General features: G+C 40.6%; 24 protein-coding genes. 1 reads left to right on the top strand and 23 read right to left on the bottom strand.

The window, feature by feature from the left end:
* Nucleotides 1-55: 55 nt before the first annotated feature.
* The 16 genes from BLV53_RS07165 to BLV53_RS07240 all read right to left on the bottom strand — a co-directional run bounded on the left by BLV53_RS07165 (nucleotide 56) and on the right by BLV53_RS07240 (nucleotide 15520).
* Nucleotides 56-1564: an amino acid adenylation domain-containing protein gene (locus BLV53_RS07165; RefSeq protein ID WP_090299199.1), complete on the bottom strand. Its 1509-nt coding sequence runs from the start codon at nucleotides 1562-1564 to the stop codon at nucleotides 56-58.
* A 91-nt stretch (nucleotides 1565-1655) separates the two neighbouring features.
* Nucleotides 1656-2378 carry a cysteate racemase gene (locus tag BLV53_RS07170; RefSeq protein WP_278335380.1) on the bottom strand — a complete coding sequence of 241 codons (723 nt, stop codon included), beginning with the start codon at nucleotides 2376-2378 and terminating at the stop codon, nucleotides 1656-1658.
* A gap of 105 nt (nucleotides 2379-2483) precedes the next feature.
* Nucleotides 2484-3728 (bottom strand): transglutaminase domain-containing protein, encoded by a 1245-nt coding sequence (locus tag BLV53_RS07175; RefSeq protein ID WP_090299202.1) that lies wholly within the window; start codon nucleotides 3726-3728, stop codon nucleotides 2484-2486.
* A gap of 183 nt (nucleotides 3729-3911) precedes the next feature.
* Nucleotides 3912-5489 carry a helicase HerA-like domain-containing protein gene (locus BLV53_RS07180; protein WP_090299205.1) on the bottom strand — a complete coding sequence of 526 codons (1578 nt, stop codon included), beginning with the start codon at nucleotides 5487-5489 and terminating at the stop codon, nucleotides 3912-3914.
* Nucleotides 5490-5657: 168 nt separating this feature from the next.
* The gene (locus tag BLV53_RS07185) at nucleotides 5658-6353 is read right to left on the bottom strand and encodes an MgtC/SapB family protein (RefSeq protein WP_090299209.1); all 696 of its coding nucleotides are present in this window, start codon (nucleotides 6351-6353) and stop codon (nucleotides 5658-5660) included.
* A 106-nt stretch (nucleotides 6354-6459) separates the two neighbouring features.
* Nucleotides 6460-7827 carry an MFS transporter gene (locus BLV53_RS07190; protein ID WP_090299211.1) on the bottom strand — a complete coding sequence of 456 codons (1368 nt, stop codon included), beginning with the start codon at nucleotides 7825-7827 and terminating at the stop codon, nucleotides 6460-6462.
* Nucleotides 7828-7967: 140 nt separating this feature from the next.
* A complete protein-coding gene (locus tag BLV53_RS07195) occupies nucleotides 7968-8555 on the bottom strand; it encodes a cytidylate kinase-like family protein (protein WP_090299214.1) in 588 nt (195 codons plus the stop codon).
* A gap of 15 nt (nucleotides 8556-8570) precedes the next feature.
* Entirely contained in the window at nucleotides 8571-9314 is a 744-nt protein-coding gene (locus BLV53_RS07200) for an amino acid ABC transporter ATP-binding protein (protein ID WP_090299216.1), read from the bottom strand.
* A complete protein-coding gene (locus BLV53_RS07205) occupies nucleotides 9304-9975 on the bottom strand; it encodes an amino acid ABC transporter permease (RefSeq protein ID WP_090299219.1) in 672 nt (223 codons plus the stop codon). The genes BLV53_RS07200 and BLV53_RS07205 overlap by 11 nt, the downstream gene beginning before the upstream one ends.
* A gap of 71 nt (nucleotides 9976-10046) precedes the next feature.
* Nucleotides 10047-10859 (bottom strand): transporter substrate-binding domain-containing protein, encoded by an 813-nt coding sequence (locus BLV53_RS07210; RefSeq protein ID WP_090299222.1) that lies wholly within the window; start codon nucleotides 10857-10859, stop codon nucleotides 10047-10049.
* Nucleotides 10860-10888: 29 nt separating this feature from the next.
* The gene (locus BLV53_RS07215) at nucleotides 10889-11590 is read right to left on the bottom strand and encodes a gamma-glutamyl-gamma-aminobutyrate hydrolase family protein (protein WP_090299225.1); all 702 of its coding nucleotides are present in this window, start codon (nucleotides 11588-11590) and stop codon (nucleotides 10889-10891) included.
* Between the two features lie 111 nt (nucleotides 11591-11701).
* Nucleotides 11702-12091, bottom strand: a complete 390-nt coding sequence (locus tag BLV53_RS07220) for a Rid family hydrolase (RefSeq protein ID WP_090299228.1) — start codon at nucleotides 12089-12091, stop codon at nucleotides 11702-11704.
* Between the two features lie 23 nt (nucleotides 12092-12114).
* Nucleotides 12115-13251, bottom strand: a complete 1137-nt coding sequence (locus tag BLV53_RS07225) for an NAD(P)/FAD-dependent oxidoreductase (protein WP_090299230.1) — start codon at nucleotides 13249-13251, stop codon at nucleotides 12115-12117.
* Complete coding sequence (locus BLV53_RS07230) at nucleotides 13251-13577, bottom strand: (2Fe-2S)-binding protein (RefSeq protein WP_090299232.1); 327 nt, start codon at nucleotides 13575-13577, stop codon at nucleotides 13251-13253. Before BLV53_RS07230 ends, BLV53_RS07225 begins: the two co-directional genes overlap by 1 nt.
* Before the next feature lie 25 nt (nucleotides 13578-13602).
* On the bottom strand, nucleotides 13603-15180 hold the full coding sequence (locus tag BLV53_RS07235; protein WP_090299235.1) for an FAD-dependent oxidoreductase: 1578 nt from the start codon (nucleotides 15178-15180) through the stop codon (nucleotides 13603-13605).
* A gap of 13 nt (nucleotides 15181-15193) precedes the next feature.
* On the bottom strand, nucleotides 15194-15520 hold the full coding sequence (locus BLV53_RS07240; protein ID WP_090299237.1) for a (2Fe-2S)-binding protein: 327 nt from the start codon (nucleotides 15518-15520) through the stop codon (nucleotides 15194-15196).
* 131 nt (nucleotides 15521-15651) lie between these two features.
* Here BLV53_RS07240 and BLV53_RS07245 point away from each other — a divergent pair, with 131 nt between their 5' ends.
* Nucleotides 15652-16533, top strand: a complete 882-nt coding sequence (locus tag BLV53_RS07245; protein ID WP_170830783.1) for a LysR family transcriptional regulator — start codon at nucleotides 15652-15654, stop codon at nucleotides 16531-16533.
* Here the strand turns inward: BLV53_RS07245 and BLV53_RS07250 are convergent.
* The 7 genes from BLV53_RS07250 to BLV53_RS07280 all read right to left on the bottom strand — a co-directional run bounded on the left by BLV53_RS07250 (nucleotide 16522) and on the right by BLV53_RS07280 (nucleotide 23884).
* The gene (locus BLV53_RS07250) at nucleotides 16522-17145 is read right to left on the bottom strand and encodes a cytidylate kinase-like family protein (protein WP_090299245.1); all 624 of its coding nucleotides are present in this window, start codon (nucleotides 17143-17145) and stop codon (nucleotides 16522-16524) included. The two genes, BLV53_RS07245 and BLV53_RS07250, sit on opposite strands and share 12 nt — an antisense overlap.
* Nucleotides 17130-18539: an APC family permease gene (locus BLV53_RS07255; RefSeq protein ID WP_090299249.1), complete on the bottom strand. Its 1410-nt coding sequence runs from the start codon at nucleotides 18537-18539 to the stop codon at nucleotides 17130-17132. Before BLV53_RS07255 ends, BLV53_RS07250 begins: the two co-directional genes overlap by 16 nt.
* Nucleotides 18540-18627: 88 nt before the next feature.
* Nucleotides 18628-19758 (bottom strand): tyramine oxidase subunit B, encoded by a 1131-nt coding sequence (locus BLV53_RS07260; RefSeq protein ID WP_090299251.1) that lies wholly within the window; start codon nucleotides 19756-19758, stop codon nucleotides 18628-18630.
* 158 nt (nucleotides 19759-19916) lie between these two features.
* Nucleotides 19917-20804 carry an EamA family transporter gene (locus tag BLV53_RS07265; protein WP_090299253.1) on the bottom strand — a complete coding sequence of 296 codons (888 nt, stop codon included), beginning with the start codon at nucleotides 20802-20804 and terminating at the stop codon, nucleotides 19917-19919.
* Between the two features lie 27 nt (nucleotides 20805-20831).
* Nucleotides 20832-21764 carry an ABC transporter ATP-binding protein gene (locus BLV53_RS07270; protein WP_090299256.1) on the bottom strand — a complete coding sequence of 311 codons (933 nt, stop codon included), beginning with the start codon at nucleotides 21762-21764 and terminating at the stop codon, nucleotides 20832-20834.
* Entirely contained in the window at nucleotides 21748-22833 is a 1086-nt protein-coding gene (locus BLV53_RS07275; protein WP_090299258.1) for an ABC transporter ATP-binding protein, read from the bottom strand. The genes BLV53_RS07270 and BLV53_RS07275 overlap by 17 nt, the downstream gene beginning before the upstream one ends.
* A gap of 10 nt (nucleotides 22834-22843) precedes the next feature.
* Nucleotides 22844-23884, bottom strand: a complete 1041-nt coding sequence (locus BLV53_RS07280; protein ID WP_090299261.1) for an ABC transporter permease — start codon at nucleotides 23882-23884, stop codon at nucleotides 22844-22846.

Consider the following 23884-nt stretch of genomic DNA (forward strand, 5'->3'; position numbering starts at 1 on the left):
AAAGTTTTTATTTTCTTTAATAATTTACTGTTAAATTTATAAATTCGTTTACACGTTATTTGGTGTACATCTTATTTAACGTTACGCGGTCGATTTTGCCATTGGCGGTGAAAGGCATTTCTTCCAGGCGGATGACTTTGTTTGGAAGCATGTAGCGTGGAAGCTTTGACTTTAATGCCTTGATAAGGTCGCCTTCTGTGATGTCTCCTACGTAGTATAAAACGATTTTGCTTTGCTCTTTAGCGTAGATACAGCCGCTTAATTTTATTTCAGGTACAAGGTTTACATTGGCTTCGATTTCTCCAAGCTCGATACGATGTCCCATGTGTTTAATCTGAAAATCTTTGCGGGAATGGAATATCAACTCTCCATATTCGTTAATATGTCCTATGTCACCTGTGCGATAAATAATCTCTGGATAAGCGGTGTTTAGAGGATTTTGAACGTATGCCTCATTTGTCTTTTCAGGATTATTATAGTAGCCAAGTGTAACTGAGGTACCACGGATGCAGATTTCACCCTGCTCTCCATCTGCAGCCAAGGTGTTATCTTCCTTTAATAATAGGATTTCTGTATTTTTAAATGGAAAACCTACCGGGATAACCTCATCGTCCTTAAACTCACGCTCTACAGGATAATAGCAACACATGCCTGTACCCTCTGTAGGGCCGTAAAGATTAAAGAATTTTGCTTCAGGAACTGCCGCTCTCCAGAGTCTAAACTGTTTAATAGGAAATACCTCACTACCGAATGCGATAGTCCTTAAAGTGTGTGGTACCACGGTATCGAAGGTGGCAAAGGCACTAATCATGGTAAGGGCTGAAACAACCCAGCATACTGTGTTGATGTTGTGCTCGTTTATGTATTCCACAAGCTTGATTGGGAACATGAAATATGAATGTGGAATCAAATATGTGGTGGCACCAAATTTTAACGTAGGATAAAGCTCCTTGAGGCAGGCATCAAAATACAGTGGTGTCTGATTACCAAAGATTGTATCCTCGTTGAAACCAAGTGTTTCTGAAAGCTGCTCGATATAATCAATTACAGAACGATGGCATGCACACACTCCCTTTGGCACTCCTGTGGAGCCTGATGTGAATACGATGTAAATAGGATCTGTATCGATTGCTTTTTTCCTTACGAGAGCAAGGGCGTCCTTATCAGGATTCGTATTTACGATATCTGAGAATAGCACGATATCTGCCTTATAATCGAAGCCTTCCGCTATCTTTGCAGTTGTATCATCGCAGATAATAACCCTTGGCTTACAGTTATCTAATATTAAATTGATACGGGTTGCAGGCATTTCGCTATCGATTGGCACATAATAGCAGCCTGCATTTATTACTCCAAAAAATGTAGCAATGGTATTTGGACTCTTTTTCATAAATACTATGACTGGCTCTTTCTTGCAGCCTCTGTTTAAAAGTCCTGTACCTACGCTGTCCATTATTCTTTTTACATCTGAAAACGAAAGCTGAACCTCATCATCAGCGTAGGCTATTTTATCTGGTACTCGAACCAGACTTTCGTTTATATAATCTAGTACGTTATTTTGCATAAAACACCTCATCAGTCAGCAAGCTGACAGCTTCCCCTTCGCCAGGGTGGCAGATAATGCTAAAGCATTATCTCATCCCTCAAGGGGAAGCCTAATTAGTTATTAAATTATCGCATTCAGGCCTTGGATTGGCGCATTTTCGCACGCAGTCTGCCGCCAGAACATCAACTATATCAAGGACCTTTGGTCCCACATTGTTGTCTCTTTTTAAAATGGAAAGCTCAGTACAGCCCAATATTATGACCTCACAGCCTTCACCTAACAGTTCAACTTTTATCAGCTCAAACTCATCCATGTTGACCTTGCGGCCTGCCTTTACATCATCATATATGATGCTCATCACAAGCTTTTGAGCCTCAGGCTCAGGGTAGACACACTCTATGTCGTAATCCTTAAACACTGAATCAAACAGATGCATCTGGGCAGTACCATCTGTGGCCATGATGCCTACCTTTTTGATACTACGAGCTTTCAAATATTCCGCTGTCTCTTTGATACCGTTACTTACGGGAATCATGATGCTATCCGCCAGTTGGTCGTGGAAATAATGAGCCGTGATGCAAGGCATGGCTATGTAGTCCACATTTTGACGCTCCAGCTCATGGGCTATCTCTTCTATTTTAGGAAGAGGACTCTCGGTGGTGTGTCCCAGGATAAAGCCTGTTCTATCAGGAATAGATGGGCAATTATATACAACCATTTCGATGTTTTCCTGGTCACAGCTGGCGTCCGTAAGTTCGATGATGCGGCGCATAAAATATGTAGTTGCCATAGGGCCTAAGCCCCCGATTATACCCAATTTTTTCATAATCATCTCATAATCCTAATCCGCTGGGCACTACTGCATACATACTATTTCAATATCGTTGTCACTATATTCATTGAAATAGCATGTATGCAGTAGCACCCAGCTCATTGGCTAATTAAAATACGTATACTTTTCCCTATCGTAGTTATGTGAACGATAATGCGCGGAAGAATACGCCATAAGGTCTTCATCGGTGATGTAGAAGCCCTTGAACGTTTTGTCGTGGCGTGGGGTACTGTCGAAGTGACGCCAGCCTTCTCCACAGTCAATGACGCTCCAATAGTGGTGACGTGTGGCTGTAGGGATGATTTCTATATCATCGTTTTTAATGCCTGCTCTGGTGAGGAGAGCTTTGCCCACTGAAAAATAGTTGTAGCAATCACCGTGGCGTTTGGTGAGACCATCGTAAGCGCCCTTAAGCCAGTCATCTCTGTCTGTGCTTTCTGAATAGCCTATGTTGCCCTGAATCCATACGTAGATGGCATGAGCCTTATCATAATCTGACATGTCAGGCTTTATAATCTGCGATAAAATTTCATCGCAAAGAGCAAATACCTCATCCTCGCTGTAAAGCTGCTCAATGACAGTGATAGTTCCCTCAGCCAAATCCTTGTTACCCATTGAATCTTCGGCAGTGTAGATAACGGTATACTCCCCTGGGGTGTCCAAATCCACATTGCTGCTGTCCACCTGAAGCTGGATATCAGTATCAACATTATCCTTTACCGTAATTCCGGTTTTGAAGCTTGCACTCTGACCTACATAGACAGTTTTATCTAACTGGCCTTCTATTACAGGAGGCTCAATATCATATTCCTCTACCAGATTAAGAATAGTACCAGCCTCAGTCCGGTTTCCTGATGAATCCTCTGCGACTATAGTGACAGGTATTTTGCCGTAATTATCAAAGCTGATACCCTCGCCAAAATACACCCTCACTTCACCTGATGCATCACTGGCCGACTCCACAAAATCCTTAGGAGTAGGGATTTCATTTTTGGTGCGGGTAAGACTTTTTACTGTAAGCTCCGGTGGAGTAGTATCCTCCACCTCAAGTGTACATTCATAGGTGTAAGGGTCAGATTGAACACCCACTCTATAAACACCTGCATGTTCAGTTGTAATAACAGTATCATCTGTAAAGGCCGCCTGCTTTGCTGTGTTTTTCAAGAAATCCTCAGCACTGACCTGACCTCCAAGCTCCACTACACATTTGTCGTATACGCGGCTTGTGTAATCATGATAAAAATAGGCCCCAACCCCTGCGCTGGCTAAAAAAACAGCCACTGCACCCAGGAGTAAAGGCCTATTGTTACGTCGTCTTTTATGATGTTTTCTGCTATGTTTGTTTCCCATTATTATTCTCTCCCGAGTGTATGGATACACTCAAGGATAATTGTAGCAATCATGGGAATTAGAGTCAAATTTAATTCTAAATAAGTTTTTTAGATACAACACCTCATCCGGCCTTCGGCCACCTTCCCCCTCGCCGGGGTGGCAGATAACGCTAAAGCATTATCTCATCCCTCAAGGGGAAGGCTATTTAAGTAGAGTATTCAACAATCCTCTAAACAACTGAGCACCTGTGTTGCCACCTAAGGTTTGTCCGAATTTTCCACCTAGCTGCTTTCCAACTTTTTTGCCTACTTCTCGTCCTACTGTTCCAGCTACTGTGGTGCCTACTGATTTGGCAGCACGTTTTCTCCTGTTAAATTCCTTTTCTGCCTCTTTTTGCGCAGCTTTTTTAGCTGCCGCTTCATCCTTGGCCTGCTGTTTTGCTGCTGCCTCATCGGCTTTTGCCCTTTCCTCTGCAGCCTCTTCCTCCTGATTTTTCCTATCAAGCATCTCGTAGGCTGAATCAGGGTCCACTGCCACAGCATATTTGCTATAAAGGTTGCTTGATTTAATGGCATTTTGTCTTACAGCATCATCAATGCCGCCCATCTTTGACTGCGGTGGAAGGATAAATACCTTTTCAACAATGCTTGGTGTTCCATCCTCCTGTAGGAAGGATGCCACTGCTTCGCCTGTACCCAGTGCCTCAATCACATCTGCTGTCTTAAAGGCAGGATTTTCACGGAAGGAATCTGCTGCAGCCTTTACAGCCTTTTGATCAGATGGTGTGTAGGCATGAAGTGCATGCTGAATTTTATTGCCAAGCTGTGCCAGCACTCCATCTGGGATGTCTCTAGGATTTTGAGTGATGAAATAGATTCCAATTCCCTTTGAACGGATAAGCTTTACAACCTGTTCGATTTTATCCAGCAAAGCCTTAGGCGTGTCCTTGAAAAGGAGATGTGCCTCATCAAAGAAGAACACCATCTTTGGCTTTTCCAAATCACCTACTTCTGGCATAGTCTCAAACAATTCTGAAAGTAACCAAAGCAAGAAGGTAGAATAAAGTGTTCCATTATTAATCAGGCTTTGGCTATCAAGAATGTGAATCATTCCTCTTCCATCGGTATCGGTAGTGAGCCAATCCCTTATATCAAGTTCCGGCATTCCAAAGAACTGTTCACCACCCTCTAATTCCAAAGCAACTACTGCACGAAGAATTGCTCCGACACTTTGCTTTGCAATATTTCCATATTCTGCTGCATAATCCTTGTTATTCTCAGATATCTCATTTAATAGAGCTTTTAAATCCTTGGTGTCATACAGAAACCAGCCATTTTCATCGGCTATCTTAAAAGCGATTGTAAGGATTGAGCTTTGAGTGTCATTAAGTCCAAGGATTCTGCTTAAAAGAAGTGGCCCCATATCAGAAATAGAGGTGCGAACCTGGATGCCATTTTTACCATACAAATCCCAGAGAGTTGTAGGATAATTGCGATATTCAAAGCCATGCTCTGAAAGGCCAAAACGTTTGATTCTCTCCTGCATGTTTTCGCTATCTACGCCAGCTTCAAGCATTCCAGCAATATCGCCCTTTACATCTGCCAAAAACACAGGCACTCCCATGTCAGAAAATGACTCTGCAAGTACTTTGAGAGTTACTGTTTTTCCAGTACCTGTGGCACCAGCTATAAGACCGTGACGATTTGACATTTTAGGCAGCATATAGACTGGTGTGCCACCTTCTGTGTTTGCAATCCAAATTTTTCCTTCTCTTAGCATGATTACCTCCCTGTGAATACTGACTACATATTTTTTATACTTAAAAATAAATACTTAAGGTTATATAATTCCTCTAGGTACACACCTCATCCGGCCTTCGGCCACCTTCCCCCTCGCCGGGGTGGCAGATAAAGCTAAAGCATTATCTCATCCCTCAAGGGGAAGGCACTATACTTCTTCCACATAGCTAACAAATTCTAAATTATTCAGCTCTTCCATGAGTTTTTGATGTGGGTGGCTTTTGCCGTAATCCAGTTCCACCATCAGCGCTGAGTCTGTTCCGGAAAGAGTTTTATCCTTCGTCTTGTTCATGCTGACGATACTGTATCCCATTTCAGAAAATCTTTTTCTAAGCTTTTTAATTCCGTTGGTTTCTTCCACCTCAATATATATGCTGACATAACGACTGTATTCCTCAATTTTGACAGTCAGGCGCATGAGTATGAGGTTTGCCACCATTACAAGTACAAAGCAGGATAGACCAACAGCCAGATAGCCTGCTCCAAAGGCCATGCCCATACATGATGCTACCCATAGTGAGGCCGCTGTGGTAAGTCCTTTAATCTGATTTCGTCCAGTTACGATAATGGTTCCAGCTCCAAGGAAGCCTATACCACTAACAACTCCTGCCGGGATTCGGCTCACGTCTGCAGACAACCCATCCAAATTTGCCAGATACAGATTCAATACTGTAGCCACTGCAGACCCCAGACTCACAAGTGAAAAGGTTCTAATTCCGGCACTATGCCTTCTAACCACTCGCTCCCATCCAATCAGACTGCCACAAATCGTAGCAATCACAAGACGCAGCACAACTGCCAAATCGTCCATGCCCTGTAAATAATCAATAACCCCTGTAACCATAAGCATTTCTCCTATTATTCTTTTACACCATTTTATCACAAGTGTGTATATGAATGAAATAAAATAGGCGCTCCCACTGTCTGCGGAAGCGCCTGTTACTTAGCTATTAAATTTCATCACTGCCTTTAAGTTCTTTTATCTGGCCTAAAATCTTTTTCTCATTAAATGTAAAGAATATGCATGCGCCTATGAAGCATGTGATAAATGCTATAAGAGCTGTAGTTCTGTAGCTCTGCTTGGTGCCTGCCACTGTAACTGAAGTAAATACTACAAGAGCAATGGCCTGACCCATCTTAAATGCAAAAGTTCTGGCTGCGAAAAACATTCCACTTCTATCCTCTCCTGTCTGAAGGCGAGTAAGCTCTGCAACGTCTGCAACGCAGGCCTGTGGAAGAATGCCCAGGATAGCCATAGGGATTGCAGCTGTAACAGCCACTATAAATCCCCAGTGAAGACCTACACCGCAAAGTGTTGTGATGAGGAAAACACAGCTATATCCAAAGAAGCCAATAATAATGAGCTGCTTCTTACCTATCTTTTTTGCAAGAATATTTACAGCTGGATAAAGGCAAACACTAATGAATGTCATTGTAGCTGTAAGAAGGAATGTGTATGTATCCTCGATTTCCATAAGCTGTGTCTCGTAAAATGCAAGTCCAGTCTGGAAAAGTGTAAGTGCAAAGAAATAAATAACATCACTGGCTACGAAGCGTCTAAACTGACCATTTGAGAATGTCTTGACCAATGATGAAAATGGCTTGGTGTCGCTTGGCTTGCTGTCGATGTAGTCCCGCTCGTTGATGTAAAATGCTGGGAACAGCATAGCAAGACAGGCAACTGTAGCCATGAATGCAACTGCCATTCTGATTCCGCCCATCTGACCAAAAGAGCCTGTAAGAGCTCCAGCAAGGTTTGGAAGCAAAAATGAAATACTCTGACCTACAATAAATGTAAATGAAATGTAGGTAGATACATTTATTCGATGCTGTTGTGTATCACCAAGCTCTGCGATAAGAGCATTGTAAGGTGTGCAGAACATTGTCATGAAAAGGTAGAACACCATCAGCAAAATAAAAAGTGTTGTGTCATTTAACGAAATGCTGGATGTCTGCGGAATTGTGAAAAGTCCGATTGTAACCAAGGCAAATGGAATAGCCATAACTCTCATAAATGGGATTCGGCGACCACCCTTATAACTGCTTCTGTCTGACCAGCCTGCGATAAGTGGATCTGTAATAGCATCAAATATACGTCCAACAGCAAGGACTAATCCAAAAAGTGTTAATTTGAAAAAGATAGGATTTTGTGTGATACCTGATGCGAAAATACCTGTATTAGGATTTTGCTCTGATGGAGCGCCTGTGTAGTAGTAAACCATCCAATTTGAAACCACACCAGAAAGCAGGCTCCAGCCAAACTGACCCAAGGCGAATATCCAAAGAAGCTTATTAGTAATTGGTTTAAGTTGTTTCATTAATTATTTCCCCCTAAATTAAAAAAACTAGCTCTACTACCCTCGTAATAGAACTAGTTTAATTATACATGATAAGAAACTCAAAGTTCAATGCTCAGTTTCTACCAATGTTTAGTATTTATTTTCTACAATATAAACAATTAACACTTAGCAGCTTCAATTATCAGTTCTGCACATTTATCATAACCAAGAGTAGACGTCTTTAATGCCAAATCATAATAGGCTGCATTTCCAAATTCTGTATCTGTATAGTATTTGCAATATTTCTTACGCATCTTGTCTACCGCATGTATGCGCTCAACCACCTTTTCTTCTGACAAATCTGGCATTTTTTCCATCATACGTTTTGTTCTGAAATATTCAGTAGCAGATAAAAATACATGAAGTGTTCTATCGTACTCCTTTAAAATAATGTTTGCATTTCTGCCTACGATAACACAATTTCCTTTTTCAGCAAGTTTTTTTATGGCTTCCGACTGAGCCTTAAAAAGTCGTTCATCAAGTGGTTTGTTATAGAAATCAAAAAGGCTCTGCCCAAAGCCAAATTCCTTTGGAACCTTTTCGTCGTAGTAGCGAACCTCGTTTGGTGTGAGATTGCCGCTTTCGATAGCAGCACGCAAAATCATGTCTTTATCACAGTAATAATAGCCAAGCTCGTCTGCTACCTTCTGGCCAATTGTGCTTCCACCAGCTCCAAACTGGCGGCTAATTGTAATAATATTTTTCATCCCCTAAACCCCTTATTATAAAACTTTATTTAAAAAGTCGATGGTTCTGGATTCCTTTGGATTGCCAAGAACTTCGGCTGGTGTGCCTTCCTCAATGATGTATCCGCCATCCATAAATATAATGCGATCAGAAACCTCTCTGGCAAAGCCCATTTCGTGAGTAACCACCACCATAGTCATACCTTCAGCTGCCAAATCCTTCATAACCTGAAGAACCTCTCCTACCATTTCTGGATCAAGGGCAGATGTAGGCTCATCAAAAAGCATGATATCTGGCTCCATACAAAGAGCTCTGGCTATAGCCACACGCTGCTTTTGTCCACCAGACAACTGGCTTGGATAGCTTGCTGCTTTATCCCCAAGACCAACTCTATCAAGCATCTTTTTAGCACGAGCAACTGCCTCTTCCTTTGAACACTTTTTCAACTGGATAGGAGCAAGTGTAAGATTGTCTAAAATGTTCAGGTTGTTGAATAGATTGAAATGCTGGAATACCATTCCAATATCTTCTCTAACCTTGTTGATGTTAGTCTTCTTTTCTAAGATATCCTGCCCATTTATGATGATGCTGCCTGCTGAAGCTTTTTCAAGCTTGTTGAGACATCTGAGGAAGGTGGACTTTCCTGAACCGGAAGGACCGATGATGCAAAGCACCTCTCCCTTATGAACATCGGTACTGATGTCCTTTAAAACCTGTAAATCACCATAGGATTTTTTGAGATTTTTAACACTGATTTTAACTTCTTTATTATCTACCAACGCTTAGCCTCCTCTCAACCACCTTTGCACTACGAGAAAGGATGGTGATAACAATCAAATACATAATTCCAACGATTGCCCATGTTTGGAAGGACATAAATGTGTTGGCCTGAACATTTTTCGCTGTGTTTACAAGCTCTGGGAAACCGATAACTGAAAGAATCGAAGTGTCCTTGAGCGTAATAATAAACTGATTGATAAATGTAGGAATCATAGTTCTGATAGCCTGTGGAAGAACTACTCTTCTCATAGCCTGTCCATAGGTAAGACCAAGTGAACGAGCTGCTTCCATCTGTCCTGGGTCAACCGACTGAATACCAGCTCTGATGATTTCTGCCATGTAGGCACCGCAGTTTAAAGCAAGACAAGCTGTACCCGCCTGCAATGCTGTAAGGTTCATTGCAAAACCACCAATAATGGTGTTAAACAGGTATGGAATGCCAAAGTAAATAAAAAATGCAAGTACAATCAAAGGCACACCTCGAATCACATCAACAAAAATCTGTGAAATGACATTACATGCTCTATTTTTAACCACTCCCATTATTCCGAAAATCATGCCAATGATGCAGGCGAAGAATAAACCTAAAAGTGCCAGCAGCAGTGTGCGTCCCAATGCAATAAGCAGCATAGGACCGTATACTGTAATAATCCTAATCATAAAAATTACCTTTCTATAAAAAAATATGGGCAGTGATATATTATAACCCCTGCCCACAAATTATTCAAAGCCTATTCACCGAGGTACTTTGCAATAATCTCATCGTATTTACCGTTTGACTTGATGTTCTTAAGACCTGCATTGAACATATCAACGAGCTCTTGGTTGTCAGCGTTAAAAATAGCAAAACCATATGATGCTGGATCATTTCCGGTGCCATCTAATATCTTCATTGCAATACCTGTATCCTTGATGTTAGAAGCCATAATAGGGGTATCATCGAAGCAAGCTGCAACCTGACCACCTACTACTGCCTGATACATGGTTGGAGAATCTTCAAAATATGTAACTGTAAAGCCGTAGTCACCTGAAAGGCTTTCAGCATAAGAAGCACTCATTGTACCTGTCTTTACTGCAACAGACTTTCCTGATAAATCATCGAAGCCTGTGATAGTTGAAGATGCCTCAACAGCCATGCTCTGGTTTGCATCGTAATATCCATCAGAGAAAATCCAACCTGAGTCCTTTCTCTCATCTGTGATAGAAGCACCTGCGATAAGTGCATCTGCCTGACCTGCCTGGCAAGCTGCGATAGAAGCATCCCAGCCAAGCACCTGAACCTCATACTTGAAGCCCTGATCCTCTGCAACAGCTGCAAGAATATCCATATCGATACCAACAAAATCTCCCTTGTCATCTGTGTACTCAAATGGCTTGAATGAAGTATCTGTTGCAATCTTCCATACCTTGTTTGATGAATCTGCCGAACCAGATTTTTCTGCTGATTGGCTATCTGTAGCACCTGTTCCTGATGCGCCACCACAGGCAACTAAAGACAATGCCATAATACCTGTTAATAATCCACTAATAAGTCTTTTTCTCATAAGATTTGATTTCTCCTTTTCTAAATTTTCTATTTGCAAGCATCTATAAATGCCTGAACTACTTTTTTACTGTCCTCATTATTGTGATATGAAAACTCCGGATGCCACTGGACTGCCAGACCGAAACTTTGGCCGATAATCTCGATTGCTTCAGTAAGGCCATCCTCTGAAACTGCCGACTGGGTCAGCATTGGTGCCAATCTTTTGACAGCCTGGTGATGATAACTGTTTACACCGTGTGTACCTGCACCGATTATTTCTGCAAGCTTGGAGCCCTCAGTCACATCAACCTTATGTACTATTCTATCATAAGGTGGAGCCATATGGTGTTCTATTTTTTCACCATATTCACTTGGCAAATCCTGATAAAGACTTCCACCCAGGTGTGCATTGATAAATTGGATACCGCGGCATATACCAAGAAGAGGTTTATCCTCCTCTATACAGCGGTCAAGAAGATAACCTTCCATAAAATCTCTGGTCTCACAAGACACGCCGCATTTATCAGATTTGATAGCACCATACTCTGCTGGTGACACATCGTGTCCTCCAGTGAAAAGTATGCCCTGACAAATATTGAAGGCAGTCTCCAGCCCCTGCTCATCTGTTGTGAGAGGCAGCATAATTGGAACACCACCACAGGCTTCAACAGCCTTCATATAACCAGGAAGCATCCACAAACTTTCTTTTTCGTCATCATACAAAGGAATCAATCCTATAATTGGTTTCATTTATTTCTCCATATTTGCAAAAAGGTGCCTGCCATGTATAGCAGACACCTTTGTCTTTATTATTTGTATAATAAAGGTTCCTATGTAATTATGCAAGAGGAAAAATTTATACTAGCAACATATTGCTTCCATCTCTATCTCTACAAACTGAGTAGGTCTGTTAAGTGCACTAGTTCCTACCACTGTACAAAGGGGTTTTACATCATGGAAATATTCCGAATAGGCCTTGCAAATGTTTCCGCACTCAGCCATGTCAGTTGCGTATACCTTAACCGAAACTACATCGCTCGCTTTTGCACCGGCCTGCTCTAATAATTTAATCTGCTTTTCCAAAACATATTTAGTCTGATCATATGCATTTTCCCCAAACACTGTTCCATCTGGCTGAACTGATGTAGTTCCACCAATCTTTACAAATGGTCCTACCTTTACCATTCTTGAGTAACCCACCTTTTCTTCCAATGGAGCACCTGAGCTATAATTTGTTCTCACCATTTCCATATCAGTTATCCTCCTAGATTACATTATATTTTCGCTTTGAATCGATCGTAACGTAACTCGCTTAAATCAATCGCTGTACTTCCTTCTGTAATAAGCATAGAAAGCTGTTCGCCAACTGCTGGTGCAATTCCAAAGCCATGACCTGTAAAAGCACATGCAATTATAAGACCTGGCACCTCTTCAACCTCTCCTAAAACAGGTACACCATCCTGGCTGGTATCAACATATCCTGCCCATGTTCTGACAATCTTAGCATTTTCCAAATCTGGAAAATACTTCATGATGCCTCGGCAAATACATGGTGCAGTAATAGCAGAATTGGAAGGAGAATTATCCATTCCAATATCCTTATTATTCAACTCAATTCCTGATGAACCACCAAATACAAATGAGCCATGATCTGACTGGTGGCCATAAAAATCTGCCTCTGCTGTACCAAGCATCTGATTAAACATATGGGGCTCAGCCTCTGTCACAAGACATTCAAGTAACTCTCTATGCATTGGAACGTCAATTCCAACTGTTGCTAAAATTTCACGGGATTCATAGCCTGCTGCAACTACAACATAATCACCTTCGTAAACACTGTTTTCTGTTACAACCTCCCTTACTCTTCCTCGAATCTTTTTCAGGCCAAGCACCTTCTCACCAGTTATGAAACGCACACCGTTTTCTCTTGCTTTGCTGTAAAATGCAAGGGTTGTCACCATAGGATTTGCATGGCCATCTGTTGGACACCAACTAGCTCCAATCACTTCATCTGAAAGATAAGGATTAATCTCCTTAACTTCATTAGCATCCACCATTCTTACATCAAGGCCACAGGCAACCGCTCTATCTGTAAGCCCCTGAAGAATTTCCAAATGCTTCTTTGTTTTTCCTAAACGAAGATTTCCTTCCTTATGATATTCACAATCAACACCAAGTTCTTCTGAAAGACCTGGCCATAACTTTTCGATTCCATACATAGCCAGCGGAAGTTCTCTTGGATCTCTACCTGACTGGCGTACACCACCACCATTTCTTGTAGAACCTCCATTGCCAATATTATCGCTAGCTTCAAGGACTATTACGCTCTTTCCTCGTTTTGATAAATAATAGGCGGTAGCGCATCCAATAATTCCACCACCAACAATAATTACGTCTGCTACATTACTCATTAGGCACTCACCTCCTCATTACCAAAAACCTTCATCTCAGTTGGTCTCATAGGAGATCTGGCTGTTGCAGGTTCAAGCTCTGCTGGAGAAACCCCAAGCTCTCTTGCAACAATACCTTTTACAAGTCTTGAACAGGTCTGCCCCTGACACAATCCCATTCCACTTCGTAAGTATCTTCGTATTTCCGTTATGGTCCACATACCAGCATGAACCGCTTTTCTAATTTCTCCTTTTGTAACCTCTTCACATCTACAAATTATCATGTCATCATCAGGTGCTGGAATAAAAGGCCCGATGTCTTTTGATCTATCTACAACTGTATTCATAAGTACTCATCCTTTCTTTATCGAATCAACCTACCTTGAAGAATCTTGCTCTCATGGCATATTCCTTAGGGACACTTATTGTTAGAAGGTTTGTATGATCAAAGGCTGGCACACTTTTTACTGATAATACCTCTGCATCACAAACAATTTTTCCTTCTCTGCTAAGACCGAAACCTCTTGTTCCAACAGCAGGCAATGGTAAAAACTCATATGGAAGAGTAACTGTTGCTTTTCCTTCTCCAGCATCCTCATCCACCAAGAAGATAGCTTGACCTGAACAGCTTGCAACGCACATTCCACAATTGATACACTCTGAATCATTTTTAACAAAAGGAAGATTTGTAATATTCTCCCCTATAGAAATACATCCTTTTTTACATGCATCCTGGCAAGGGTTACAAGGAATGTTCTGGGTACATTCCATAACAGGATGTACTCCTACTTTGTGGGTTACCCCTGGGAATCTTTCAATTTCTTCATCAGTTACATATCCCTTCTTAAGTAGGTTTGTAGAAATATCGATTCCCTCTTCAGTCTTCTCTATCTGCTTTCCTCTGTTCTTTGGAGCGAACATTCCCTGACGAAGACTTTCCAAATCATTTTCTAATTCCTTTAATGTTTCCTCTAATTCTTTCTCTGTACAATAACCTAAGTATTCAGCTGCACAAACTCCTGCCATTTTACCTTCAATCATGGCTGAGCTTGCCTCCTCAATTCCTGATACGTCGCCAGCTGCAATAATACCAGGGACACTAGTTCTACCATAATCATCGATAATTGGGACCTGACCACCTCGTTTTGGATTATCTTCCATTTCACAGCCAGCCATTTTAAGGAGCTGCGACATAGGAGATAAACCAACGGCCATGCAAATTGTATCTACATCAAAGTGTTTCTCTGTCCCAGGAATTGGAGTGAAAGTGCTGTCCACCTCATGAATAGTGACCCCTGTAATAAACTCATCGCCCTCAGCCTCCTTAATTGTGTGTGATAAATAAAATGGTACTCCTGTCCTAGCCACCTTTGCTGCATGAACGCCATAGCCTCCAACTCTTGGTGCTGCATCCACCAGAGCCACCACCTCACAACCTGCCTGAATCAACTGGAATGAAACAACTAGTCCAACGTTTCCTGTACCAAGCATCAACACTCTGTTACCTGGTTTGATTCCATGAAGATTCATCATTGTTTGAGCTGCTCCTGCCCCGATTACACCTGGCAATGTCCAGCCTGGGAATGTAACCATGTTCTCAGCTGCTCCAGTAGCAACAATAATGGTATCCCCCTTGTAGTGATTGATTCCATCACCTATTCTTACAGTCACCTCCTTATCTATATACAAGCCCATGACTGTTGCATTTAAAACAACCTCTACTCCAAGTTCATCTGCCTCTTTTAGGAGCTCTTCTCCAATTTTGAAACCTCTTATTTTTGCATGATGCTCCTTTGATCCAAAAAACTTGTGGATTTGCTTAAACAGCTGGCCACCAGGCTTCTCATTTTCATCAAAAACAATTACTTTCATGCCTCGTTTTGCGGCCTCAATGGATGCACTTAATCCGGAAGGACCAGCTCCAACTACAATCAAATCATATCTTTCCATACATCCTTCCTCCTTACTGTTCTTCAAATGGCTTATCGCTTACGCCATATTGTGTATTGATTACCATACCCTCTTTTAATGGGGTAATACAGGTCCTTATATTAGGGACTCCATCCACAACCATTACACAATCTGTGCATCTTCCTATAGCACAAAATATACCTCTTGGTTTGTGTTCCTTTTTTGTATATCTATGAATCAATAGTCCGTGAGCCTTTAAAGCAGCAGCTATAGGCTCCCCTTCAAAACCATCAATTGTTTTTCCGTCGTATGTAAATGTAACTTTTCTTCCTTTCTCCTGAACTCCAAGAATTGGATGCTCTGCTATTCTATTTTCCATAATATATTCTCCTTCTTCTCATTGTTTTTTTTATTCAATAATGGTAAAATTCTCTCAATTTATTGCGAACCGAGACAATGAGGTCTAAATCCAGCCCTTATTGTCTCTTTTTTTATTTAATGGAGGCTATTATGAATCAGAAGCAATTGTTTTACTTTTCAAAGGTATATGAGACACACTGTATTTCCGATGCTGCAAAGCTTTTGTATGTATCCCATCAGGTAGTAAGTAAAACAATTCTATCCTTAGAGGATGAACTGGGGTTACAGCTATTTGTCAGGAAAAATAAGGAAATGGTACCAACAAAAGCTGCTGTCAATCTTTATCCCCACACCTTAAATATTTTGCAGGAGTTTTCTTTAGTTGAAAGCAAAGACTTTATCCTTGCTGAGAATCGAAAACCTTTAAATATTATGTGCTCCTATGATTCCATTGGTCTGATTTCTACCGATTTTTTTGATTATTTTTCTGACAGATATAAGGACATTCTTGTTCATATTGAAGAAATGCCTGATCGTGTCATTCTTGATAAGCTTAATAAGCATGAGATTGAACTAGCTATGCTTCCTGGTCCCCTTGACTATTACAAATATGAAACTAATCATCTAATTTCATCTTCATATCGAGTTCTAGTTTCAAAAAATAATCCTCTTGCTCAGTTGGAAACAATTCCTTTTAAAGCCCTTAAAGATTATCAAGTAATTTTTAAAGGAAGCCGTAGCCCTTTAGATATTGTCCAGCTTGATAGTTTTAAAAAAGGTAGTTGGAACCCAAATATCATGGTAGAACTCTCAGACACTCACTATGCCTTTAAGCTTGTGTACGAGAACAAAGCAGTGGCAATGGTTTTAGATTATATGGCTGATGAAGCAGATTCTGATTTGACAGTAGCCCGACCATTCAAACCAAATCTTACAAAATCCATGTATCTGGTAAACAATGCCAATGTACTGCTTTGTCCCGAAGCACTTACCTTCAAGAACGAACTTTTAAAATGGTTCTCATCCCACTGAGAATCGTTTTGTTGCTAAGCCACAGATTAAATCTGCAGCATCATCAAAATCGATATACTCCATGTTCAAAATAACATCTCGATATAATGGTGAATTAAAATCTTCACCAGTAACGTTTTTGTAAAATCCGGCTCTGGCTTTATCAATAATATGAATATGTTCTGTAGCTTCCACTCTTGTAAGTTCAAGGGTTGAAATACTCTGCTCATATCTAAATTCATATGGAGCAGTAACATGTACTCGAAATACATTCTTCTTGCCTGCTTTACTGAATAAATAATCTGCAGCTCTACCTACTATAACGCAATCTCCCTTTTCTGCTTCCTCATACATGATTTCAGTTTCGATTTTATATAGCTTGGCCTGCTTGGCAGCATCACCAAATCCAAGGGGTGAAGCCATTGAAATATATTTTGAGCCATCCAAATGATTCTTTATTACCATTTGGTTATCATAAGCAAGAAGTTCCTCCACATCCTTGCCCATCCTCTTAGCGGCTTGCTCAATAATCTCAGGATCTAAGAACTTATATCCCATTTTTTCAGCAACCTTCTGGGCTAAAGGGCGACCTAGTGAACCAAATTGTCTACTAAAAGTTATAACGTTTCCCATAATATATCCTCCCTAGAAATTGTATCCTGCTCCTCTTCAGCATTTATTAGCTCCAATGGCATTGGCTTAAATAGCGGTTTTTTCACCACAAACTTGCACCAAATAATTGCGTAGGCAATAATTACTGCCAAAATTGCAGCTGAAATCTCATAGATTAAAATTCTTGACTCTCCAACATCAATGGCATAAACCATATAAATATTTCCGATTATGCCAACTATTTGAGGGATACCACCTAATACCAGATATTTATTACGCTCTGCCTTAGGGTATCTTCTTCTAAGAACAAGCACTGCCGCATGAATCATAATGTAATCAATGAGCCATAAGCATGAAGCGGCAAGAACTACAAAGGCAATGCCATTTGATACAGCAAGGTTAGAAATAATAAAACCAGAAGTTACGACTGCCATAAGAGTAAGTCCTGCAAAGGCTACATGATTTTTGTTTTCCTTATAAAAAATCTTTGGAAGATTTCCATCCTCTGCCATACCTTGCATAATTCTAGGAGGCGCTGCAAACATACTGTTAACTGTTGATATAGCAGCAAGCATTGTAATAATTCCCATCCAACCTTTGCCTACATTTCCCAACATATTTGTTGCAAATGTCATATGAGGTGTTCCTGTTGGATCATCTGCTAAAACTGCATAGTCAACATAATTTGCCATAGCATTTCCCAGCAGTGACTGTACAGAAAATAAAAGTGCCAAGCCTATGGCAATTGCAAGAATTACGTCTCGCTTAGGATTTTTCATATCTTTAGCAACAGGTATTACAAACTCAACACCAATAAACAACCAAAAGGCTACCGATGCCATTTGAAAGCAACCACTGACTCCACTTACTGCAGGTACTGATTGTTGTGTTATAACCTGACCACTTCCAAGCTTCAAAGTTCCAATCACACCCAAAAGAAACATGGAGCCAATCAAGAGAATTACAACTAAATCCTGTACCTTGGAGAACAAATCCAAGCCTCTCCAGTTAACATAAAACAAAACCAAAAGAATAATCATTGAAATGATTCTTGCATCAATGGACGGGAAAAATAGATTCCTAAGAACAATTCCGCACATTGAGAGCTCAGCTGTCATTGTCAGTGCCATAGTGACCACATATGCTGCCAGATTTGCGGTAATTGATGTAAATGAACCAAAACCTGCCATCAGATACTGGCTTGTTCCACCATTTGCTTTGGGCATCAAGCGATTCAACTCTGCAAATGAGATTCCAACAAACATATTAAGAATCATTACTACAAACATTGGAATGATAAATGATCTTCCAAGAGAACCAATTCCACTACCAAGAGAAGATAAACAACTTGTTGCAACTATCAATCCAACACAAATAGCTACACTACTAAATAAACTCAATTTCTTAGTATTCATATATATCACCATCTCCCTTTTCTAAAAAAAGCCGACAAAAAACGTCTTTATAAACTGACGTCTTTGTCGGCTTCATATATACAAGTAATTAATAAAGATAAGGTGTGTCCCAAAGATTTAGTGGTGTACCAATTCCAAGCCTTACAGCATTGTCATAAACTGTCTTGCCCCATGCCACATCCTCAACTGGCATGCCACCGATAGAATAGAGAATAATTTCATCATCATCTTTTCTTCCTGGAATTGCTCCGCTAACAATTCCACCTAAATCTTCAATTCTTGATTTATCCAGCTTTCCTTCGTGAACCATATCAAGATACTTGCAACCAAGAAGGAACATTGTATCAAAGGTTGGATATGGATACTCCTCTGCCCATGCCTCATAAAGCTTTGAGTTATCTACAACAAGCTTTGAGCTGTTAATCAATTCATCTGATACATTTACTGCTCCAGGTCCACAAATCAGGCAGCCTTTCTTAACCCATTCGTCTTTAATTGTTGGATAGTTTGCCTGACCACCAGTTGGTGTTGATGTTGCAAAGGAAAGAATATCTGAATCTCTTACGCACTCTTCAAGAGTTTCACATACAACAAAGTCTTTAACCTGTGGGCATTTTTCCTTAACGTAACTGATAAATCTATCAATTGATGCCTGTCCACGTCCTTTAATTTTGATAGTTTCAATTGGACGAAGGTTGCAGAAGGTTTCAGCTGTGATAGCGTTAATCATTCCTGGTCCTACAATACCAAGAACCTTAGAATCCTCTTTTGCCAAGTATCTTACGCCTACTCCTGGGATTGCAGCTGTTCTAAATGCACTGATAAGATTTGCTGACATAAGGGCTTTTGGTGCTCCTGTATCCTTATCATTCAGCATGACTGTGAGGATTGATCTTGGAACCTTTTTATCTCTGTTTGCAACGTTAGAACCATACCATTTCATACCTGCGATATCGAACTTGCCGCCAAGATATGCTGGCATTGCCATGAATCTTCTGTCTGGGCCATCCTTTGGCATATTAGGAAATTCGGGTTCTACTGGGAAGGTAACCATACATCCATGTGAGTTTCCATTCTCACCACCCATTCTGTAATCTCCCTCATATAGAATCTTTAATAAATCTTCCATACAATCAGTACACTTTACAGGATCATTTACACCTGCTTTAACCATATCTGGCTCGCTTAAGTATAAGAAATCAATTTTTGGGTAACTCATAGTCATTATCCTCCTTTTGCAAAAAAATTAGGCGCTACCGACTTCCGATTGGAAATCGATAACGCCTTTGTTATCTTGTTTATGGGTAAGAGTTTAACTATTTAAACTATTAAAGTAAAGCATCTTTATTTTGTATACCTGCAACCAAACTGTTGCAATTATATAACTAGAATAACTAAGCCATTTAAAATCAGCATAATACCTACCCAGCCCTTCTTCGTAAGACTCTCATGTAGGAATATTCCAGCTAAAACTACGGTAAACAATACACTACTTTTAACTATTGCAGTGACAACAGATACCATTCCCATTTCTATGGCAATATACATTAGCACATTAAATATACCTGTAAGAACTCCGCTTATTACATTGTTTCTCATATTAATACCAGGCATTTTCAAATCAACAAATTCGATTTTTTCCTTTTTCATTCTAAATATAAAAAAGCCCCATAAAACTACTGTCACAATTAGGATGCGCAGTGAAGTAGTTGCTATGGGACTAATCGAACTATTATCCATTTTTGCCACAACATTTGATAGAGCCATTAAAATTGGGGAAACAATTCCCCAAAATATTCCTTTGTTTCTAGCCTGTTTTTTCTCCGCAGAAATATCCTGGGTTTCTTTTTTCAAATCCACTACAAGAAGTGTTCCAAATATGAGAAACATTGTTCCAATTAACATGGAACGTGATATTTTTTCATCAATTATTACATAGGCAAATAGCATGGTCGCAACAATATTAAACTTATCTAATGCTGCGACCTTGCTCACATCGATATAATAAATTGCAAACATATATGTAAGCCAGGATAGTCCCTGAATAATCCCTGATACAAGAGTTATATCAACGACCCTTTCTGGCATCGAAAACAAGTCTCCATTATTACCTGTCATAATTCCAATTAGAAATATCGTAATTGTAGTAACTGTCAGAGATATTGCTCCATACCAAAATGGGTCTTGTCCTTCTATTCCGGATTTACGATATACTGCTGCTACAGCAGAAAGAAAACACGCTACAAAAGAAAGTACTATCCACATAATTTTGCCCTCAATTTCTGATAAACGCTACACCCAGGCCTCAAACTCCTCATCGGTGCACTTTACATAGTGACTACCGCTTACAAGGTGCTCTGTGCCCTTGTTGTAATCTATTCCAGATGTCTTGTAGTCGTAGGTCTCTGAGACTCTGTTTTTCTCCAGGATAGGGTTTGGCTCAGGGATTGCTGAGAGCAAACTCTTGGTGTATGGATGAATAGGATTTGAGAAAATCTCGTCCGTTGTTCCTGTCTCCAAAAGGTGACCTAAATGAAGTACACCGATTCTGTCTGAGATGTACTTAACCATTGAAAGGTCATGGGCAATAAATAAGTAAGCTGCACCTGTCTCCTGCTGGATGTCCTTCATAAGGTTTACAACCTGAGCCTGAATTGAAACATCAAGAGCTGAGATACACTCATCAGCGATGATAAGCTTTGGATTCATAATCAGAGCCCGGGCTATTCCTACACGCTGTCTCTGTCCACCTGAGAACTGGTGAGGATAGCGGGAAATGTGCTCTGGTGCAAGACCAACTTTCGCAAGGATTGCCTTAATCTGACGGTCACGGTCGGCTCTGTCCTTGTAGGTGTGATGAATATCAAGGCCCTCACCGATGATATCTCCAACCTTCTTTCGAGGGTTCAGTGATGACATAGGATCCTGGAAAATCATCTGCATCTGAGTTCTTAACATCTTCTTGTCTGATTTTCCAAGTTTTCCACTGATGTCCACATCGTTGAAAGTCACCTTGCCCTCTGTAGGATTGTAAAGGCGAATGATACTTCTTCCGATGGTAGATTTTCCAGAGCCAGACTCTCCAACAAGACCGTAGGTCTCCCCTGGATAAATCTCGAAGGATACTCCCTCAACTGCCTTTACAGTGTAGTTCTTGCTGATAGGGAAATGCTGCTTTAATCCCTCCACCTTTAAAAGAGGCTTGTCATTATAATTCACTGCCATATTCTGCTGCCTCCTTCTTCATTCTCTCTAATCTTTCCTTCAACTCCTTAGGCATCTCAACCTTTGGAGCGCGCTCATCCAACAGCCAGGTTGCTGCATAATGAGTCTCTGTTACCTTAAACATTGGTGGATCAAGCTTGTCATCAATGTTAAGGGCATACTGATTTCTAGGTGCAAAAGCATCTCCAGGCTTCTCATTCAAAAGATTTGGTGGTGAACCAGGAATTGTGTAAAGTCTTGGATCATCAGTATTCAAATCTGGCATTGCAGAAAGAAGTCCCCAGGTATATGGATGACGTGGGTCATAGAAAATCTCGTTAATCTTGCCCTTCTCCACAATCTTGCCAGCGTACATAACGTTAACGTAATCAGCCACCTTTGCAACAACGCCCAGGTCATGTGTGATGTAGATAACTGAAATTCCACGCTCGTTCTGAACCTTCTTGATAAGTTCAATAATCTTTGCCTGAATTGTAACATCAAGGGCTGTGGTTGGCTCATCGCAGATAAGCAAATCAGGGTCACAGGAAAGTGCGATGGCGATAACCACACGCTGTCTCATACCACCTGAAAGTTGATGTGGATACTGCTTCATTCTCTTTTCAGCATCCTGAATTCCAACCTCTTTCAATAGAGAAATAGACTTCTGTCTAGCCTCCTCCTTTGACATTTTAAAATGCCATAAGAGACCTTCCATCAGCTGCTTGCCGATGGTCATAGTAGGGTCTAAGGATGTCATTGGATCCTGGAAAACCATGGCAATTCTTTTACCATTGATATGCTTTCTAATCCATCTCTTATCCTTTTTAAGGATATCTACAATCTGCTTACCCTCAGCATTTTCATATTTAAACTCGATAGTTCCAGAGTTTACTGTTGCATTTTTTGCGAGAATTCCCATAGCAGCTTTCATGGTTACAGACTTTCCTGAGCCTGACTCACCAACGATTGCCACTGTCTCGCCCTTTTCCAAATCGATATTGATTCCGCGAATCGCATGAACATTTCCTGCAGTTGTCTTGAAAGAAATATCAAGGTCGCGAATATCTAAAATAAAATCTTCATTCATGTTAAGTACCTCACATTTCTTTCATCTTAGGATCGAAGGCTTCACGTAAGCCGTCGCCAAGCAAGTTAAAGCTAAGCATCAAAAGTGCCATGATAATGATTGGTGGAATAATCTGATATGGATGAGTTGTAAATGAATTGTAACCATCCGAAATCAGTGAACCAAGAGAGCACTTTGGAACTGGAATACCAAGACCTACGAAGCTTAAGAAAGCCTCTGTGAAAATAGCTGTAGGAATTGAGAACATAACCTGAGTGATAACTGGTCCAACAATATTTGGAAGTACCTCTTTAAAGATGATGAAGAAGCTTCCTGCACCAAGGGTTCTTGAAGCCAGAACAAATTCCTGTTCCTTAAGCTTGAGCATTTCTGCTCTGGCAATTCGGCTCATACCTACCCACTCTGTTAAAAGCAATGCGAAGATTATTGTGAGCATACCTGGCTTTAAAATCAAAAGCAAAAGTGTCACGATAACAAGTCGAGGAATACCATTACAAATCTCAAGGATTCTCTGCATTACCATATCAATCTTGCCACCAAAGAATCCAGAAATCAGACCGTAACTCATACCAATAATCATATCGATAAGAGCTGCTGCAATGGCGATGATAAGGGAAACTCTGGTACCTTCCCAGCAACGTGTCCAAAGGTCACGACCATAGATATCACTACCAAACCAATAGTAGGTATCTGTCAGGCCACCCTCTTCATATTTGTTGACCTGAATATCTCCAACTGAGGTGGTCATAGTTTCTGATCCGTTGAAGAAGCTAAGCCACGAAAGCCACTCAACTCTAGGAGCAAGATTCTTCTCCTCCTGAATCATTCCATCGTAGGTGTAATCATTCATACCCGGTCCAATTATCGCAAATACGATAATCAGTAAAATCATAATCAGACCGATTACAGCACTTCTTTTATTGAAGAATCTTATAACTACTTCCTTCCAAAAATTCTGGGAAGCAAAGTTTGAATCCAAGCCTAATTCTTCTGTATTGTTCTTCAGCTTGAAATCATCTTCTGTAGGGATATATGTTGCAATATCACTCAT

This window comes from Pseudobutyrivibrio sp. ACV-2, assembly GCF_900107545.1.
In the GTDB taxonomy this organism is placed as follows: domain Bacteria; phylum Bacillota; class Clostridia; order Lachnospirales; family Lachnospiraceae; genus Pseudobutyrivibrio.